The sequence below is a fragment of the Gelidibacter sp. genome (assembly GCF_035577925.1).
In the GTDB taxonomy this organism is placed as follows: Bacteria; Bacteroidota; Bacteroidia; order Flavobacteriales; family Flavobacteriaceae; genus Gelidibacter.
Map to the genome: position 1 here is coordinate 1 of NZ_DATJCY010000167.1, position 17,217 is coordinate 17,217.

The window sequence follows — 17,217 nt, forward strand, 5'->3', positions numbered from 1 at the left end:
AACAAAACCCATGGCGCGTCAAAAATTGAAATCAAACCTCAGGTTGATAAATACACGATTAACGGCAAAGATATTATCATTTTGGCCGAAGGGCGTTTGGTCAACTTAGGCTGTGCTACAGGCCATCCAAGTTTTGTGATGAGCAACTCGTTTACCAATCAAACTTTGGCTCAAATTGAATTATGGACCAACAGAGATGCTTATAAAAACGAAGTGTATATGTTGCCAAAACATTTGGATGAAAAAGTAGCATTTTTGCACTTGGCTAAAATTGGGGTGGAACTGACCGAACTCAAACCAGATCAAGCTGAATATATTGGCGTTGCTGTTGAAGGGCCATATAAACCGGAATATTATAGATATTAAACCAATTCCTGCGAAGGCAGGAATCTGTTAGATTTAGCATAGCTAATCTCAAAACTTAAACGGGCTGCTTTTAAAAAAGGCAGCCTCTTTTATTTAAAACATTAGTCTGTGAAAATGAAATAATATGTGAACTGAATTGATAGATTTTTATTTTCGGCAATAAATTTAACATCTTATTTTTTCTCTATATAATTAACCAATGAATCTATAGAAGAATTTACTCCAATATAAAATTGTTCGTTTTTAAAATTCGGACTTAAAGTCGTTTCAATTATTGATTTACAGAGGCTATCATTAATTTTAGAGGCTAAACTTTCAGAATAAGCAATACCAATTTCTCTATATAACTTACTGAATTTCAATGTTACTACTTTATCCAAATCATGTTTCGACTTAAATATGTTATTGGTAATCATCGTATTTTCTCTAAAATCTTGATTATTTCCTTTTCCATCTGATACGACTATGAAAGTGACATTCAAGTTTTTATTTATTTCCGATAGCCTTTCATATAATTCAAGAGATTCGTTTTCAGTAAAAAAATCTTCAAAATCATACACATATTTAAGATCATGAGGTTTATCTAAATAATTATATCTATTGACTTCTTCACTAAATACAACAGCTGTTGAGCTTTTATTTGATTTATCATAATTTTGACATGAATTTATCATCGTTAGAATTGCAATGACAATAAATGTTTTTATGATTTTATCAAAGTCAATATTCCCCATTAATATCTTAATTAGACGCTAAGTTTCTAAGTCGAATGTAACTATTATTTTCTGTGCAAAAAAAAATGATTTTCAAAAACAGTCATACCAATTTATTTGTGAAAAATTGTTTTGTACATTGTATTATTAACGTTTTGGATATCCAACTGTTATCTCTCTGTTCTCTTAAACAAAAGTCCTTTCTTCTGTTTTCTATTCAAATCACCACTCCCATTCTCTATTCTTTAATTTGCCAAAACGTAAAAAGAAATGTAATTTCCACGCTTAATATGTTTTCACTTTTAATTGTATGCCATGAACTCTTTTACAAAGCATTTTACCCTCACCAATAAGCTTTTAAATCCAACTCATACTTCCTTTTTAAAGAAGTTATTTTTAAGAGCTTTTGCCGCAAGCAGCTTACTTGTTGCAACAAATGCCACTGCACAAAAACAACCTTTAAATCATGATGTTTATGACGACTGGCAAAGTTTTGGATCCGTAAATATCAGTCCGAATGGCAAGTGGAGCATTTATAACGTAAATCCACAAGAAGGCGATTCGTGGCTTTATATTCAGGCAACGCAACAACAAACGCCAAAGCAAAAAATACACCGAGCAGAAAAAGCTAGCATTACCGCTAACTCCAAGCATATTGTCTTTTCGATTAAACCTTTTTATAAGGAAATCAAACAAAACAGAGTTCAGAAAAACAAAAAAGACGACAAAAATAAAGAAGAAAAGAAACTAACAAAAGACACTTTGGGGATTTACAATCTAGCCAATCATCAGCTGATTAAAATCCCGGAAGTGCTCAACTTTAAGCTTCCTGAAAAAAACGGAGACTATGTAGCTTACCTCCGCGAAGTAGAAAAGGAATCAAAAGACACTATTAAATCCAAGAAAAAAGAAACCTTCAAAAAACTTGTTCTCAGGGATTTAAAAAACGATAAAGAAGTAAGCTTTGACAATGCAGAGCATTACATTTTTAGTGAAAATGGAGATTATCTCGCTTACACCATAAAAAACGAGAAAAAGAAAAACGAGAAAAAAGAAGAAAAAACCACCGAAAATGAGACCGCAGAAGTAGAAAAATTAGAAGCTGTTTCGAATGAAAAAGAAGGCGTTTATCTTGTGCGCACCAAAGATATGCAAGAAATAGCTATAACAGACAAAGACGGGGTTTATAGCAAATTAAAATTTAACAAAAACTCTAATTTACTGGCATTTATTGCTACTCACGATAAAGAAAAAGAGGAAATCAAGAAGTATTCTGTCAACTTATTTAAAACAGACAACCAAGAGCTACTCCGTTTTGATAATGACTTAAATGGCATTCCAACCGATTGGGTAATCTCTGAAAACTATACGCCTGAATTTAGCGAAAATAGTAAAAGCTTGTATTTAGGCATCGCACCAAAAAAAGAAGCTAAAGACACTACCTTTATTGAGGAAGACCACGCCATACTGGATATTTGGCACTATAAAGATGAGTATCTACAAACTCAGCAATTAGTAAATTTAAAACGTGAGTTGGAAAAGTCATATCTATCTGTAGTGCATTTAGACCATCCTAACCGTTTAATCCCTTTACAGGATGAGAAAATGAATTATGTACGTTTGGTAAACGAAGGCAATGCCGATTTTGTGTTTGGAATGTCTGATTACGGAAATCGAATAGAAAAACAATGGCAGAGTTCTGGAATGAGTTCGTATTACACAATCGACACAAAGACAGGAAGCAAAAAAGAGGTTTTAAAAAATTTACGCGGTAATGTTTCTATCTCGCCAGAAGGTAAAAACTTGGTGTTTTTTGATAGAGAATCTTCTAATTGGTACACTTATGATATCGCTTCGGGGAATGTCACGCACCTTAATAAAGATATCAATGTGTCTTTTGCAAATGAACAGCACGATTCGCCAGATTTGGCTTCTCCATATTCTTTAATAGGTTGGACTAAAGACGATGCATCGGTTTGGATAAAAGATCGCTATGATATTTGGGAATTTGATTTGAAAACCAACCATGCTCCAAAAAATATGACACATGCTTACGGAAGAGAAAATAAAATAAGTTTCAATTATTTAAAATTAGATAAAGAAGCAAGACATATCGATACCGATAAAAAAATGATCTTGACTGCATTTCAGGAAAACGATAAGCAAAGCGGTTTTTATGAATTGTATAGCAAACAAAACCGAAAACCTAAAAAGCTATCCATGGAAGCTATGAGCGGACATAGATCATTGATAAAAGCAGAGGAATCCGAAGATTATCTTTTTACGCATCAATCGTTTATCATCCCTCCTACCTTGGTGAGCACTAAAAACTTAAAGAATTTTACTGCGTTACATCAAACCAATCCGCAACAAAAAGATTACAATTGGGGCACGGTAGAATTGATTCACTATACGGCTCAAAACGGAAAACCTGCAACGGGAATGCTTTATAAACCCGAAGATTTTGATGCAAATAAAAAATATCCATTATTATCTTATTTCTATGAACGCCGAAGTGATGATCTGCATGGCTATGAAGCGCCAGCACCAACGCCATCGCGATTAAACATCACTTATTTTGTGAGTAATGGCTACTTGGTATTTGTTCCGGATATCGAATATACCGAAGGATATCCTGGCCGTTCGGCAGAAGAATATGTAGATGCTGGCATTGACTATCTAAAAACTTTCGACTTCGTAAATGGAGATAAAATCGGGATTCAAGGACAAAGTTGGGGAGGTTATCAAGTTGCACATTTAATTACACGCTCTAATCGCTATGCTGCTGCTTGGGCAGGAGCACCAGTTGTTAATATGACCTCAGCCTATGGCGGAATCCGATGGAGTACAGGAATGAATAGGCAATTTCAATATGAGAACACACAAAGTAGAATTGGTAAAAACCTTTGGGATGGTTACGACTTATATATCGAAAACTCACCTTTATTCCATTTGGAAAACGTAAATACTCCTGTGGCTATCATGCATAATGATAAAGACGGCGCCGTACCATGGTATCAAGGCATCGAGATGTTTACTGCGCTTCGTAGATTAGGGAAACCTGTGTGGATGCTGAATTATAACAACGACGAACACAACCTGATAAAACGACAAAACAGAAAAGACATCCAACGTAGAGAGCAACAATTCTTTGATCATTATTTAAAAGATGCACCGGCACCAGCATGGATGGTACACGGAATTCCTGCTACCCAAAAGGGGAAAACTTGGGGTTTTGAACTTGTAGACGAAACACCTTAATAGTTCTTAGATAAGTTAGATTTATAAAAAGAGGCTGTCCAATTTTTCGGATAACCTCTTTTTTTTATTGATTTTTATTGTTCTCTAATGAAAAACATATTCAAATATTTGATTTTCAAATGGTATGTTGGATTTTATGGTAAATATTGAATTACTTCAATTTTTAGATTTTCTCTTTTAAAAAATAGTCTTTTATTTTTATTATCTCCACTTTTTTCAATCTAGTCTGAATTTTTAGTAATTTTAAAATGACATGACTTACGAAGAACCCAATATTATCGTTCCAAGATTCAATGAAGCTTCTGGTTTTTATACGACTAAGAAGCGTTCAAAAATAATGGGTAAAATTCGCTCCAAAAACACCAAGCCCGAACTTCTGTTCCGAAAAGCGTTATGGGAAAAGCACATTCGTTACAGGATTGACAATAAGAAACTACCCGGAAAACCCGATGTTTCCATTAAGAAATATAAACTTGCCATTTTTATTGATGGCGAATTTTGGCATGGTTATGATTGGGACAAGCGCAAACTAGAGATAAAAAGCAATCGGCTGTTTTGGATTCCAAAAATTGAACGCAATATGCAACGCGACCGACAAGTGAACCAAATACTTTCTGAAATGGGCTACACGGTTTTTAGATTTTGGTCTAATGAAATTCTAAAAGATTTGGACACCTGTATTAATGACGTTTTGGAGTATATTGCTACAGGAGAAAACACCTAAACCTAACGAATCCATATAAAAAAAGCCCTCTCAAAAATTAAAAGGGCTTCATTATAAATCATCCGTTTGACTATTTCTTTTTCTTAACTTTCTTGCTCTTTTTAGCATCCGTTTTTGGACGTACTAAAGTCATTTCATCAATTAAATGTTTGGCGCCAGCATATTTGTCAATAATAAAAAGCACGTAGCGCATATCGACCATAATATTTCTACAAATTTCTGGATCGTAATAAATATCGCTCATCGTACCTTCCCAAACGCGGTCAAAGTTTAAACCTACCAAGTTGCCATAGGCATCAATTGCCGGACTTCCTGAATTTCCACCTGTAGTATGATTGGTGCCTAAAAAACAAACTGGCACTTTGCCCGTAGCATCAGTGTATTGTCCATAATCCTTTTGTGCATACAATTGCTGTAATTTTTCGGGAACATCAAACTCATAATCTCCTGGAATGTACTTTTCAATCACGCCATCCAAATAGGTCAAAGGCTCATAATACACAGCATCTCTTGGCGCATAACCTTTCACTTTTCCGTAAGTAACGCGCAACGTACCATTGGCATCAGGAAAATAACGCTGCTCCCGAAGCACTTCCATCAAAGCCGTCATGTATTGCTGTTCAAGGTTGTTGATCTGCGGATTCAACTCTTGAAAACGAGGTTCGATATTGGTGTAAAAATCAATAATAAATGGTTTTATATATTGATAAGCAGCATCGTTATTCAACTTCTCAAGAACTTCTGTCGAATTGCCTTCCAATACTTTTAAGGCACTTTCCAGACTGGTAAATGCGGTTTTATCATAAATTGAACTATCAACATTATCAGTGTAAAATGGCATCACCGCTTCAAAAACTTCCTTATCTACCTTCGCATTATAGTCTTTATAAACACCTTTCATACGTCCAATATTGGCATCTCTTTGTTTTTCAAAAGCGGCTTCGCTATTGGCCGCTGCACCTTCTAATTGGGTAAGACCAAACAGCATTGGCGTCAATTCATTGGTTCTTAAAAAGACTTCCATAAAACTGGTGCGTTTTACGTTTACAGCTTCAATTTCTTTATAAAGCTGACCAACGTTGGACAATATATTTCCGTATTTTCCATCAAGACCTTTTGCTTTTAATTGTTTTGTAAACTCAGCTTCTTGGGCTTTTTTTATAGCAATGGCACCACTTTTTTCGATACCTAAGTTTTCGCCTTGCCATTTTTTCCAAGCATTGGCAATTCGGGCTTGTTTTGAAGCGTATTGAATCCTGATTTGTTTATCGGCTTTCATATACGCATCAATCACTTTTAAAGCTGCTTCTCTAATGGCAATGGCTTCAGGGTTTATTTTTTGAACGGTTTGCGCTATCGCATCGGCAGGCAAATATTCGTCGGTTGTTCCAGGAAACCCAAATACCATTGTAAAATCATTTTCGCTCACACCATCCAAGGATACCGGCAAATAATGTTTTGGTTTAAACGGCACATTATCTTTTGAATAAGCGGCCGGTCGGTTGTTTTTATCGGCATAAATTCTGAATAAAGCAAAGTCACCCGTATGCCTTGGCCAAACCCAGTTATCGGTATCACTACCAAATTTTCCAATACTCGATGGTGGTGCTCCAACCAATCGGATATCGGTATATCGCTCAGTCACAAACAAGAAATACTGGTTACCTTTATAAAACGCTTTGATCCGGGTATCTTGCCAAGGTTCTTTTTGAACTGCTTTTTCAATAGCTGTACTATTACTACCTCTTTTAGATTGTTTTGCTTTTTCGGTCATATCCTCAGTAATGCCTTCCAAAACTTGTTTGGTCACATCTTCTATTCGGACAATAAACTCAATATACAAGTTGTTGTTTGGTAATTCTTGATCCAAATTCATGGCCCAAAAGCCATCGGTCAAATAATCGTTTTCTAAAGAAGAATGCGATTGGATTTGTCCAAATCCACAGTGGTGATTGGTCAAAACCAAACCATTTGGTGAAATCACCTCCGAAGTACATCCGCCATTAAAGTGGCCGATGGCATCCTTTAAACTGGAATTGTTGACGTCATAAATATCCTTGGCCGAAAGTGTACTGCCCAGACTTTGCATTTCATCTTCGTTCATGCCCTGAAGCAACGACGGAATCCACATGCCGCCTTGTTGGGCAGAAACCTGGACGGTAATAAACAGAATTAAAATCCTAAAAAGTTTCATATATAAAATTGTTTTTTAAAAAAGTCCTCAAATATAAGGAAGCCCTAAACCAAATTAAACTTTTTACATTGGAATTGTCTTTGAAATCAGATAATAACTCTGAGAATTAAATCGGACTCTAACATTATAAAAAACATCACATTTATTTTTAATTTCAACATCATGATCAACTAAATTTGATTAGAAATGAAAGTATAATATGTTTATAGTATCTTCAATAAATTAAACACAAAAATCATGAATCACAAGTCAAAATTGCCCAACGTAGGCACTTCCATTTTTACGGTAATGAGTGCTTTGGCCAATGAACATAACGCCTTGAATTTATCGCAAGGATTCCCGAATTTCAAAAGTGACCAAACTTTGATTGACTTGGTTACCAATGCGATGAATTCCGGTTATAACCAATATGCGCCCATGGCAGGAAATTTAGAATTGCGCGTTGCCATCACCAATAAATTTGAAAAACTATATAATACCACTTATCATCCCGACTATGAAATAACCGTAACTGCTGGAGCTACACAAGCAATTTTCACTATTATTTCAACCTTTGTGAAACCTAACGACGAAGTCATTATATTCAATCCGGCATATGATTGTTATGGTCCAGCCATAGAACTCCATGGCGGAAAAACGATTTCCGTTCAACTGGAAGCGCCATTTTACAAGGTAGATTGGGAGGAAGTTTCACAGAAAATCACTTCCAAAACTAAAATGATCATCATCAATACGCCACATAATCCCAGCGGAACAATTTTTTCTAAAGACGATATGCTAAAGTTGGAAACTCTTTTAAAAGGTACCAACATCATTTTGTTGAGTGACGAAGTTTATGAACACATTATTTTTGATACTGAAAAACATCAAAGCGCTTGTTTATTTCCCGATTTAAAATCACGAAGTTTTATTGTGGCATCTTTTGGCAAAACCTTTCACAATACCGGATGGAAATTAGGCTATTGTTGCGCGCCAAAAGAACTGATGGACGAATTTAAAAAAGTGCATCAGTTTAATGTATTTTGCGTTAACCATCCCACGCAAAAAGGTTTGGCAGATTATTTACAAGAAGCCAACCATTATCTCGAACTTTCTGAATTTTATCAACGCAAACGCGATTTGTTTTTAAATCTTATCAAAGACTCGAGATTCAAATTCATTCCGGCACAAGGCACCTATTTTCAAGGTTTGGACTATTCTAATATTACGATGGAAAATGACGTGGATTTTGCAAAACATTTGACCATCGAGCATAAAATAGCCTCCATTCCGCTTTCAATATTTAACACTGGTAATTTAGATAAAAAAATCCTTCGATTTTGTTTTGCAAAAACCGATGAAACCTTAAAAGCTGCTGCTGAAATTTTAAATAAAGTTTAACAGCAAAACCCCATAAAACCACACAAATCTAAAGTTGTAAAATTTAATGTTCTTTAAAAATAATGTATTTTTGCAGTATGAACAATTAGGAAAATATAGCATAAAAACCAGCTATTTATTCCAAATAAAAACAAGAATATTATGAGAATCTGGATGATTTTATTTTTTTTAGCTTTAGGAATTACTGCCAACGCCCAAACTGTTGTCAAGGATGGAAAAGCTTATGAAGTTAAAGGCAAAGCTATTTTTCATGAAGGTGTGGACGTTACAGCCGACCTTTTATCTGATGAAAAAAACTACATTTTTAAAACCCACAAAGATTTTGTCAAAGAAGCTAAAAAAGTAGAAAAAGAGAAAAAGAATTTAGAGAAAGAAGCCAAAAAAGCAGAAAAAGAAAAGAAAAAAGCAGAGAAGGAACTAAAGAGAAAAAAGAAAGCTGTAGATAACCTCAACAAAAAAACAAGAAAACTTGATCAAAACCAAGATAAGTATAATAAGCTTAAAGCCCGAGGAGATTTATCGCCAAATGATGATGCCAAATGGATAAAAAAACTGAACGGCCTTAAAAATGATGTTGAAAAGGCAAGAAGAAAAGTTTAACTTTTATAATTATGTCGAACACCTTAAATATTGCGCTTTTACAAACCGATTTGACTTGGGAAAATCCTGAGAAAAACAGATTGCACTTTTCAGAAAAAATTGATGCGATTACGGCACAGGTAGATATTATTGTACTTCCTGAAATGTTTACTTCAGGATTTACGATGCATCCATCGTCAGTTGCTGAAACGATGGATGGCGAAACCATTTCATGGTTAAAAACAACTGCTGCCAAAAAACAATCGGCAATTACGGGAAGTTTAGTAATTAAGGAAAATGACAATTATTACAACCGCATGGTGTTTGTCCATCCCAACGGCATGGTAGAACATTATGACAAACGCCACACCTTCACTTTAGCGGGTGAGGACAAGATTTATACTTCTGGAAACAAAAAGATCATAGTCAATTACAAAGGCTGGAAAATCTGCCCTTTGGTTTGCTATGATCTTAGGTTTCCTGTTTGGTCCAGAAATTCGGACCATTATGATGTTCTTATTTATGTTGCCAGTTGGCCAACCGTTAGAATGCTGGCTTGGGATACTTTATTGAGAGCGCGCGCCATTGAAAACATGAGTTATTGCGTGGGTGTTAACCGCATTGGAACCGATGCTAATAATCACGAGTATTCAGGACATTCGGCTGTTTACGATGTTTTGGGCGAACGCATGGACAGTATTCCTTATAGCGTGGAAGCTGTAGAAATTGTAACGCTTAACAAAGAAGACATTACATTTAACCGCAATAAATTTAGTTTTTTGGCTGATCAGGATCAGTTTTCAATAACCTAAATTCTTCTATAGAATCCCACCCCGTTCTTGCATCTATCGCATCTGGTCTGTAGCTAATCCGTTCTGGTTGAATTTTTTTAAGATAGTTACCAGTATCCCATTTTCTATTGCCATTGGTGTCATAAACTACTCTCAAGAAATAAGTTCCGGGAACGATGTGCCTAAAATCGAACATTCGCGGTTCATCAGCAAATTGCTCGTATTTAACGACACCTTTGTTATCAGTTAACTGAACGATTAACGGGTATTCGCCATCAATCAAATTTACTCGAACATCCGACAGTTCAGAATATTGTCTCGTTTTTACCGAATAATTAAGTGTGTCATTCACATTTCCGAAGAAATCCGTTAGCGCATCTGGTAAAAATTGGATTTTATAGGAGTTGGCTTCGGTTTTATCAAACTTAAAACGATAGGTATTATTAAGAGTATCAAGTTCAGATTTAAAATCAACAGCTAACGAATCTTTATCCATAATACTCACTTTGGCCAAATCTAATGCATCAAATGGTATATTTCCTGAAATTGAAAAATCTTCATCATAATTGATGGTTCCAGATATCGATGCGGTAATTTTTAATGAATCGGCTTTCAAATCCCGAAAACGGTGTTTTAAAGTATCTGTATAAGTTTTGTTTTTGACTACAAAAAAAGTGGTATCCAATTCTACATTAGGTTTGTACCAATAATACAAGGTGTCTTTTTGAGCATCTCTAACGATACGCTGTTCAAAATCACTGGGCTTATTTGGCGCCAACATTTCTATACTGACCGATTTTGGATCACCTCTATAACCAAATTGTATTTTTTGTTTGGCGAGTTGAACAGGCCGTTCCATATTGAAATCGGCAATTTCCTTAAATAGTTTTATTTCATAAAAAGAAGAATCATCTGGTACGGTGATTTCCTGATCGTAAAATCCTATTTTATCTGACTTTTGCTCATAGGTAAAATTTCCATTTTCATCTTTTAATGCGATCAAACGGTATTTCCCAGCTTTAATATTATCAATACTAAACGTGCTCACACTATCAAGCGTATTGGTAACGTACAATGGTCTGGTTTTATAAACGGTGGAATCTGTGTAAGTAGAATCGACTTCATACAACATCACGGACACAAAGGTTTCGGGCTCTCGTTTTTCAGCATCCACAATTGCTCCCTTTACCGAAAGTGAATCGATATAAGATCCTGTGGAAAAAACATATTTAAAATACGGAAATGGATTTTCTTCATTATTGTCAACAATACTTTGTCCGAAATTAAAGGAATACGTCGTATTTGGCCTTAACGTATCATTAATTTTAATAGTAATGTATTTGCTGGCATTTCCCATGGGCATAATATCTGGTGCAGGATCCATGGGCGGTGAAACGATAAGCTGTTTTTGCAAATTTTTTATTTTGATATATTCATCAAAATAGATTTTAACCTCTGTAGCATTAAAATTAGTAGAATAATTTTCTGGTAATGACCTTAAAATCTTTGGTGGCACCATATCCTTTTCTCCACCTGAAGGCGTGCCTCTGTTGGCACAATTAACAAGAAGAACAAGAATGCCGACAAAAAAAAGTAGTTTATAATGGGCTCTAAACATTAGCACGTAGAAATTTCAGCAAATTAACGACATATTTGATAAAAACGGAAAAATTACTCCGCAATTGCCATAGTTGCCACACTTATTCTAACACCTTCAATTTTGGATAAGGCCTTTGCGCAGGTTTCAATAGTTGCGCCAGTTGTAATAATATCATCTACCAAAAGAATATGTTTCCCCTTTAAAACCTCAAAATCCGCAACTAAAAACACCGAATCATCAGTCATTAAACGCCGCAATCGATCTTTAAAAACCTGTGTTTTGGTAGCTCTATTTTTCTGTAAAACCTTAGTGTTAAAATCGCATTTTAAAGCATCTGCCAATTCTTTTCCAAACTTATGCACTTGGTTAAATCCACGTTGACGCATCCGTTTTGAATGCAGTGGAACAGGGATGACTACATCAATCGTTCTAAATCCTTCATGTTTAATGAGTTCCTCACCAAGCCATTGTCCTAAAAACTCACCCACCTCTTCATGGCCTTTATATTTAAGATTATGGATAAGATGCTGGACCAATCCTTTTTTTGAAAACCAAAATAAGGCCCAAGCATGTTCTAATTGGACACGGCCATAAAGACGTTTGGTCACATCATTATCAATGGTACTTCCAAAATTTGTCAACGGCAATTCGTATCTGCAAAGCACGCAAATAAAGAGCTCATTAGTTTCCAAATGATTGTCACATGCCAAACAAACCTTTGGAAAAAACAAGTTTAACAAGTTTATCATCTTTTTATCGATTTAATGGCACCTAAACAAACTTAATATATAATTTCGTCAGAATTAATAAATAATCCCTCATTCCCTCAATAATTATTTATGTTAATCCATCCGCAACTTTTTAATTATAAAATTATTATAGGTTCTTTGATTTTTGGTATTACGGCGATTAGTGTTTTGGGTTTTTCAACTTACCAATCCATCAAAGCCGAGCAGCAATTTTTAAAACAAGAAAACAAACTTGTTGAAAATGAATTATCAAAAATGATTCAGATATATGATAAAACAAAAGTTGCCAACCAGATGTTATCAGAGCAATTGGATAGTATTAAAACCTCAGCTCAAATGGCTTTGGACAAAATAAGAATCATGGAAAATGATGTTGAATCATTGGCAAGCTTTAGATCAAACCTCATTACCGAAAAATCAAGAAGTACTTCTCTTTTAAAAGCTATAGATTCCATAAACCTCCGCAATGGACAATTGGAAAACGAAAAATTTATGGCTTATACGGTCTTGGATGATCAGAAAAAAGTGAATGCAGCGCTTTTAAAAACCAATGAATCTTTAAACAAATCCATTGAAAAAGCAGCCATGATGACAGTAAATTCATTTCATACAAAGTTCTATAAATCGGGTACGCACGACAATGAAACCACCAAAGCCTCCCAAACCAAATGCATGGATGTATGTTTTACCCTTGCAAAGAATGAATGGGCAAAAAACGGAATGAAAGAAATATATATTCAAGTGTTAAATCCACTAAACAACGTTATTGGCAAAAAAAACGCGGTTAGATTTGACAAATCCTTACTTATTTATAGTGACAAACAGCTTGTTGATTACAACAATGAAGATCTTAATATTTGCGCCACCATAGAACCAGAAAAAAACGAGAAACCCTTTACAAAAGGTACATATTATATTTCGGTGTTCCATAACGACCATAAACTCGGAAGTACGCAAATTGTCTTAAACTAACCCCATAAAATATATTCATATAAACCGTTTCTTTAATTGGAAGGGTTTTCTATTTTTGTAGCATGACAAATCAGGACGATCAATTTAAGAAAGTTATATCTCACGCTAAAGAGTACGGATACGTGTTTCAGAGCAGTGAAATATATGATGGCCTTAGTGCTGTGTATGACTATGCCCAAAATGGCGCTGAATTAAAGAAAAACCTACGCGAGTATTGGTGGAAAGCTATGGTACAGATGAATGATAATATTGTAGGAATCGACTCCTCTATTTTCATGCATCCAACCATTTGGAAGGCTTCGGGCCACGTTGATGCTTTTAACGACCCGTTAATTGACAATAAAGATTCAAAAAAACGCTATCGTGCCGATGTTTTAATCGAAGACTATTGCGCTAAAATTGAAGCCAAAATTGAAAAGGAAGTTGAAAAAGCAGCTAAGCGTTTTGGCGATGCCTTTGACAAAGAAGAGTTTATTAGCACCAATCCGAGAGTTGTAGGATATTATGAAGATATCAAACGCATTTTATCGCGTATGGCAAAATCTTTGGAAACTGAAGATCTTGCCGATGTCAAAGCATTAATCGAAGAACTGCAAATTGCCGATCCTTTAACAGGAAGTAGAAACTGGACGGAAGTCAAGCAATTCAACTTAATGTTTGGCACCAAACTAGGAGCTTCTGCAGAAAATGCGATGGATTTATACCTACGTCCGGAAACGGCACAAGGTATTTTTGTGAATTTCCTCAACGTTCAGAAAACAGGACGATTAAAAATTCCATTCGGGATTGCGCAGATAGGAAAAGCCTTTAGAAACGAGATTGTTGCAAGACAATTTATCTTTAGAATGCGCGAATTTGAACAAATGGAAATGCAGTTTTTCATTCAGCCGGGCACTCAAAAACAATGGTTTGAACATTGGAAAGAAGCGCGAATGAAATGGCACCTTTCATTAGGAATGGGTGAAGAAAATTACCGTTTTCACGACCATGAAAAACTGGCCCATTATGCTGATGCCGCAACAGATATTGAATTTAAATTCCCGTTTGGATTTAAAGAACTGGAAGGGATCCATTCCCGAACCGATTTTGACTTAAAACAACACGAGATATTTTCGGGTAAAAAACTTCAATATTTTGACCATGAAACCAATGAAAGCTACACCCCTTATGTGTTAGAAACTTCAATTGGATTGGACCGTATGTTCTTGGCCGTTTTTTCAAATTCGTTGGTAGAAGAAGAATTGGAAAACAATACGACCAGAACTGTTTTAAAATTACCATCGGTATTGGCACCTGTTAAAGCTGCGATTTTCCCGTTGGTTAAAAAAGACGGATTGCCAGAAATAGCAACTCAAATAATGAACGACCTAAAATGGGATTTCAACGTTGTTTATGATGACAAAGATGCTGTTGGAAGACGTTATAGAAGACAAGACGCCAACGGAACTCCTTTTTGTATTACGGTTGACCACGAAACTTTAGAAAACAACACGGTCACTATTCGTCATCGCGATACGATGGAACAAACCCGTGTAAAAATTGAAGATTTACGTGAGATCATCAAACAAGAAGTTGACGTGAAATCATGGTTGATGAAAATGTAAGCTATTACAAAAAAGCGTAAAAACCCTATAAATTTAAAAATTCCAATAGCTCTAAATTAATTGAACTATTGGAATTTTTGTTTAAAGCGAATGATCTAAAGTAAAACAATAAACTTTCGTTTACTTTTCATCATAAGCCAACAATCGCAACGCATTAAGCACCACAACTAAAGTTGATCCTTCATGGAAGATTACGGCCAATCCAATATTGGTAAAATCTAAAATAGTAGCTGGCACCAATAAAGCAACCACGCCCATACTGATCCAAATATTCTGGGTGATAATGCGCTTGGAAGCTCGGCTCAAACCAATCGCAAAAGGCAACATTTCAATTTTATCGGACATCAAAGCCACATCTGCAGTTTCGAGAGCAACATCACTTCCTGCAGCGCCCATCGCCACACTAACTGTACTATAAGCCATGGCTGGCGCATCATTAACGCCATCTCCTACCATAGCAATTTTACCATCGCGTTTCATTAGTGCTTTTACAGCTTCCACCTTATCTTCTGGTAATAAATTACCTTTGGCTTCGGTCAAACCAATTTGTTTGGCAATAGAATCGCCTACATTTTGATGATCGCCAGTAAGCATTACCATACGCTGAATACCAATTTCCTTTAATCGTTTTAGGGTTTGAACAGCTGTTTTTCTAGGAACGTCCATAACGCTCACCAAACCTATTACTGCATTACGATGAGCCACCAACATGGCAGTATGCCCCTCCTGCAACAGTAGCTCCATTTTTGATCTTAATTCACCTGGAACTTCCATGCCTTCATCGGTCATTAGTTTTTCATTACCAATAAAAACGACTTGATCTTCATAAATTGCACTAATACCTTTACCATGAATAGCATTTACCTGTGAAGCCAAATTTTCATACACCATTTGGTATTGCGATTTCACACCATTGGCAATGGCTCTTGCAAGCGGATGATTACTTAAACTTTCAACTTCCAATATAATGCGCGCCAAGTTTTGCTCATCATAGTTTTCAGTTGGAATAACGTTAGTGAGTCTCGGTTTGCCTTCTGTCAACGTTCCAGTTTTATCAAAAGCGATAGTTAAAATAGACCCCAAATCTTCCAACGCTTTTCCACCTTTAATCAATACACCTTTTTGGGCAGCGCGTGCAATACCGCTCAACACTGCACTTGGGGTTGAAATTGCCAAAGCGCAAGGACTTGCCGCAACCAAAACCGTAATGGCGCGATATAAACTTTCATTGAAGGTTTCATCGACCATCATATAGGCAAAACATAAAATAGTCACGACTACAATAACCACTGGTACGTACCATTTTTCAAATTGCTTGGTCATTCGTTGCGTAGGCGATTTGTGCGTTTCTACCTCACTTACCATTTTGACTAGTCGTGCAACAGTAGAATCTTTACTGAGTTTCATAACCAAAACTTCAATACTCCCATCGCCGTTAATAGTGCCCGTATAAACCACATTCGTGCTATCAATATCCTCGAAGTTTGGAAGATTTTCCGCTGATTCTATAGCGGTTTTATCAACGGGCATACTCTCACCGGTAATTGGTGCTTGGTTGATGGCGCTATTTCCGGTGATGATCACGCCATCGGCCGCAATTTTTGAATTCGGCTTAACAACAATAATATCATTCAATTTTAAAGTTTCAACACCAACTTCCTCTATCCGGTCGCCTCGTTTTACCAATGCTGTCTTAGGCGTTAAATCTTGTAAGGCTTCAATGGATTTTTTAGCCTTGTTCATGGCATAATTTTCCAAAGCATGACCTAAACTGAACAGGAATAACAACAATGCGCCTTCGGCCCAACTCCCAATATAGGCAGCACCAACAGCAGCAGCAATCATCAAAAAGTCAATTTCAAATTCGCCTTTTTTGATTTTTAAAAAAGCTTCAATCGTAATATAATAACCACCAAATCCGTAGGCGATCAGAAAAGGAACAATATAATTCCACATGGACTGGGAATCAGCACCAAAAACCTTGATGCTAAAGCCAATAGCTAGAAATATGCCACACAACAAGGACAAATACAATTCTGTACGTGGACCAAAAATACCGTTATGGTCATGGCTGTGATCGTTATTTTCTTTATGAGGTCTGGTCATTCGTTAATTATTTAATGTTAATGCTCGCCGCCTTCGGACTCATTAAGCAACATATATGTGCCGTCCACAATGATTTTTTTGTCTTTTAAAGCCTCTGAATTCAAAATTTCAGCAAAATCTTCGGTTTGCAAACCTATGTCTAATTTTACTTTTTTAAGATGATATCCATCAGCGGTTT

The 17,217-nt window shown here is 35.9% G+C and carries 13 protein-coding genes; 8 read left to right on the forward strand and 5 right to left on the reverse strand.

The genetic code is table 11. The annotated features are described in order from the left end of the window. A partial coding sequence (locus VNJ50_RS05875) for an adenosylhomocysteinase (RefSeq protein WP_325579944.1) occupies positions 1 to 366 on the forward strand: 366 nt, incomplete at its 5' end. A 173-nt stretch (positions 367 to 539) separates the two neighbouring features. Here the strand turns inward: VNJ50_RS05875 and VNJ50_RS05880 are convergent. Next, positions 540 to 1,100 (reverse strand): TPM domain-containing protein, encoded by a 561-nt coding sequence (locus VNJ50_RS05880; protein ID WP_325579945.1) that lies wholly within the window; start codon positions 1,098 to 1,100, stop codon positions 540 to 542. Between the two features lie 294 nt (positions 1,101 to 1,394). On the opposite strand from VNJ50_RS05880, the gene VNJ50_RS05885 reads away from it, so the two are divergent. Together VNJ50_RS05885 and VNJ50_RS05890 are read left to right on the forward strand one after the other, a co-directional pair. Beyond that, on the forward strand, positions 1,395 to 4,340 hold the full coding sequence (locus tag VNJ50_RS05885; RefSeq protein ID WP_325579947.1) for an alpha/beta hydrolase family protein: 2,946 nt from the start codon (positions 1,395 to 1,397) through the stop codon (positions 4,338 to 4,340). A 253-nt stretch (positions 4,341 to 4,593) separates the two neighbouring features. Next, the gene (locus VNJ50_RS05890; RefSeq protein ID WP_325579949.1) at positions 4,594 to 5,064 is read left to right on the forward strand and encodes a very short patch repair endonuclease; all 471 of its coding nucleotides are present in this window, start codon (positions 4,594 to 4,596) and stop codon (positions 5,062 to 5,064) included. A 70-nt stretch (positions 5,065 to 5,134) separates the two neighbouring features. On the opposite strand, the gene VNJ50_RS05895 is transcribed toward VNJ50_RS05890, so the two are convergent. After that, positions 5,135 to 7,258: a S46 family peptidase gene (locus VNJ50_RS05895; RefSeq protein WP_325579951.1), complete on the reverse strand. Its 2,124-nt coding sequence runs from the start codon at positions 7,256 to 7,258 to the stop codon at positions 5,135 to 5,137. 237 nt (positions 7,259 to 7,495) lie between these two features. Here VNJ50_RS05895 and VNJ50_RS05900 point away from each other — a divergent pair, with 237 nt between their 5' ends. The 3 genes from VNJ50_RS05900 to VNJ50_RS05910 all read left to right on the forward strand — a co-directional run bounded on the left by VNJ50_RS05900 (position 7,496) and on the right by VNJ50_RS05910 (position 10,029). Next, positions 7,496 to 8,638 (forward strand): methionine aminotransferase, encoded by a 1,143-nt coding sequence (locus VNJ50_RS05900; protein ID WP_325579953.1) that lies wholly within the window; start codon positions 7,496 to 7,498, stop codon positions 8,636 to 8,638. A gap of 141 nt (positions 8,639 to 8,779) precedes the next feature. After that, positions 8,780 to 9,238 carry a hypothetical protein gene (locus tag VNJ50_RS05905; protein WP_325579955.1) on the forward strand — a complete coding sequence of 153 codons (459 nt, stop codon included), beginning with the start codon at positions 8,780 to 8,782 and terminating at the stop codon, positions 9,236 to 9,238. Positions 9,239 to 9,249: 11 nt separating this feature from the next. After that, entirely contained in the window at positions 9,250 to 10,029 is a 780-nt protein-coding gene (locus tag VNJ50_RS05910) for an amidohydrolase (RefSeq protein WP_325579957.1), read from the forward strand. On the opposite strand, the gene VNJ50_RS05915 is transcribed toward VNJ50_RS05910, so the two are convergent. After that, complete coding sequence (locus VNJ50_RS05915) at positions 9,989 to 11,626, reverse strand: Ig-like domain-containing protein (RefSeq protein WP_325579959.1); 1,638 nt, start codon at positions 11,624 to 11,626, stop codon at positions 9,989 to 9,991. The genes VNJ50_RS05910 and VNJ50_RS05915 overlap by 41 nt on opposite strands. A gap of 53 nt (positions 11,627 to 11,679) precedes the next feature. Next, a complete protein-coding gene (locus VNJ50_RS05920; protein ID WP_325579961.1) occupies positions 11,680 to 12,357 on the reverse strand; it encodes a ComF family protein in 678 nt (225 codons plus the stop codon). Positions 12,358 to 12,447: 90 nt separating this feature from the next. On the opposite strand from VNJ50_RS05920, the gene VNJ50_RS05925 reads away from it, so the two are divergent. Together VNJ50_RS05925 and VNJ50_RS05930 are read left to right on the forward strand one after the other, a co-directional pair. Continuing rightward, the gene (locus VNJ50_RS05925; RefSeq protein WP_325579963.1) at positions 12,448 to 13,329 is read left to right on the forward strand and encodes a hypothetical protein; all 882 of its coding nucleotides are present in this window, start codon (positions 12,448 to 12,450) and stop codon (positions 13,327 to 13,329) included. Between the two features lie 62 nt (positions 13,330 to 13,391). Next, positions 13,392 to 14,933 carry a glycine--tRNA ligase gene (locus VNJ50_RS05930; protein WP_325579965.1) on the forward strand — a complete coding sequence of 514 codons (1,542 nt, stop codon included), beginning with the start codon at positions 13,392 to 13,394 and terminating at the stop codon, positions 14,931 to 14,933. Positions 14,934 to 15,053: 120 nt separating this feature from the next. Here the strand turns inward: VNJ50_RS05930 and VNJ50_RS05935 are convergent, their stop codons facing one another. After that, entirely contained in the window at positions 15,054 to 17,039 is a 1,986-nt protein-coding gene (locus VNJ50_RS05935; protein ID WP_325579967.1) for a heavy metal translocating P-type ATPase, read from the reverse strand. Positions 17,040 to 17,217 lie beyond the last annotated feature (178 nt).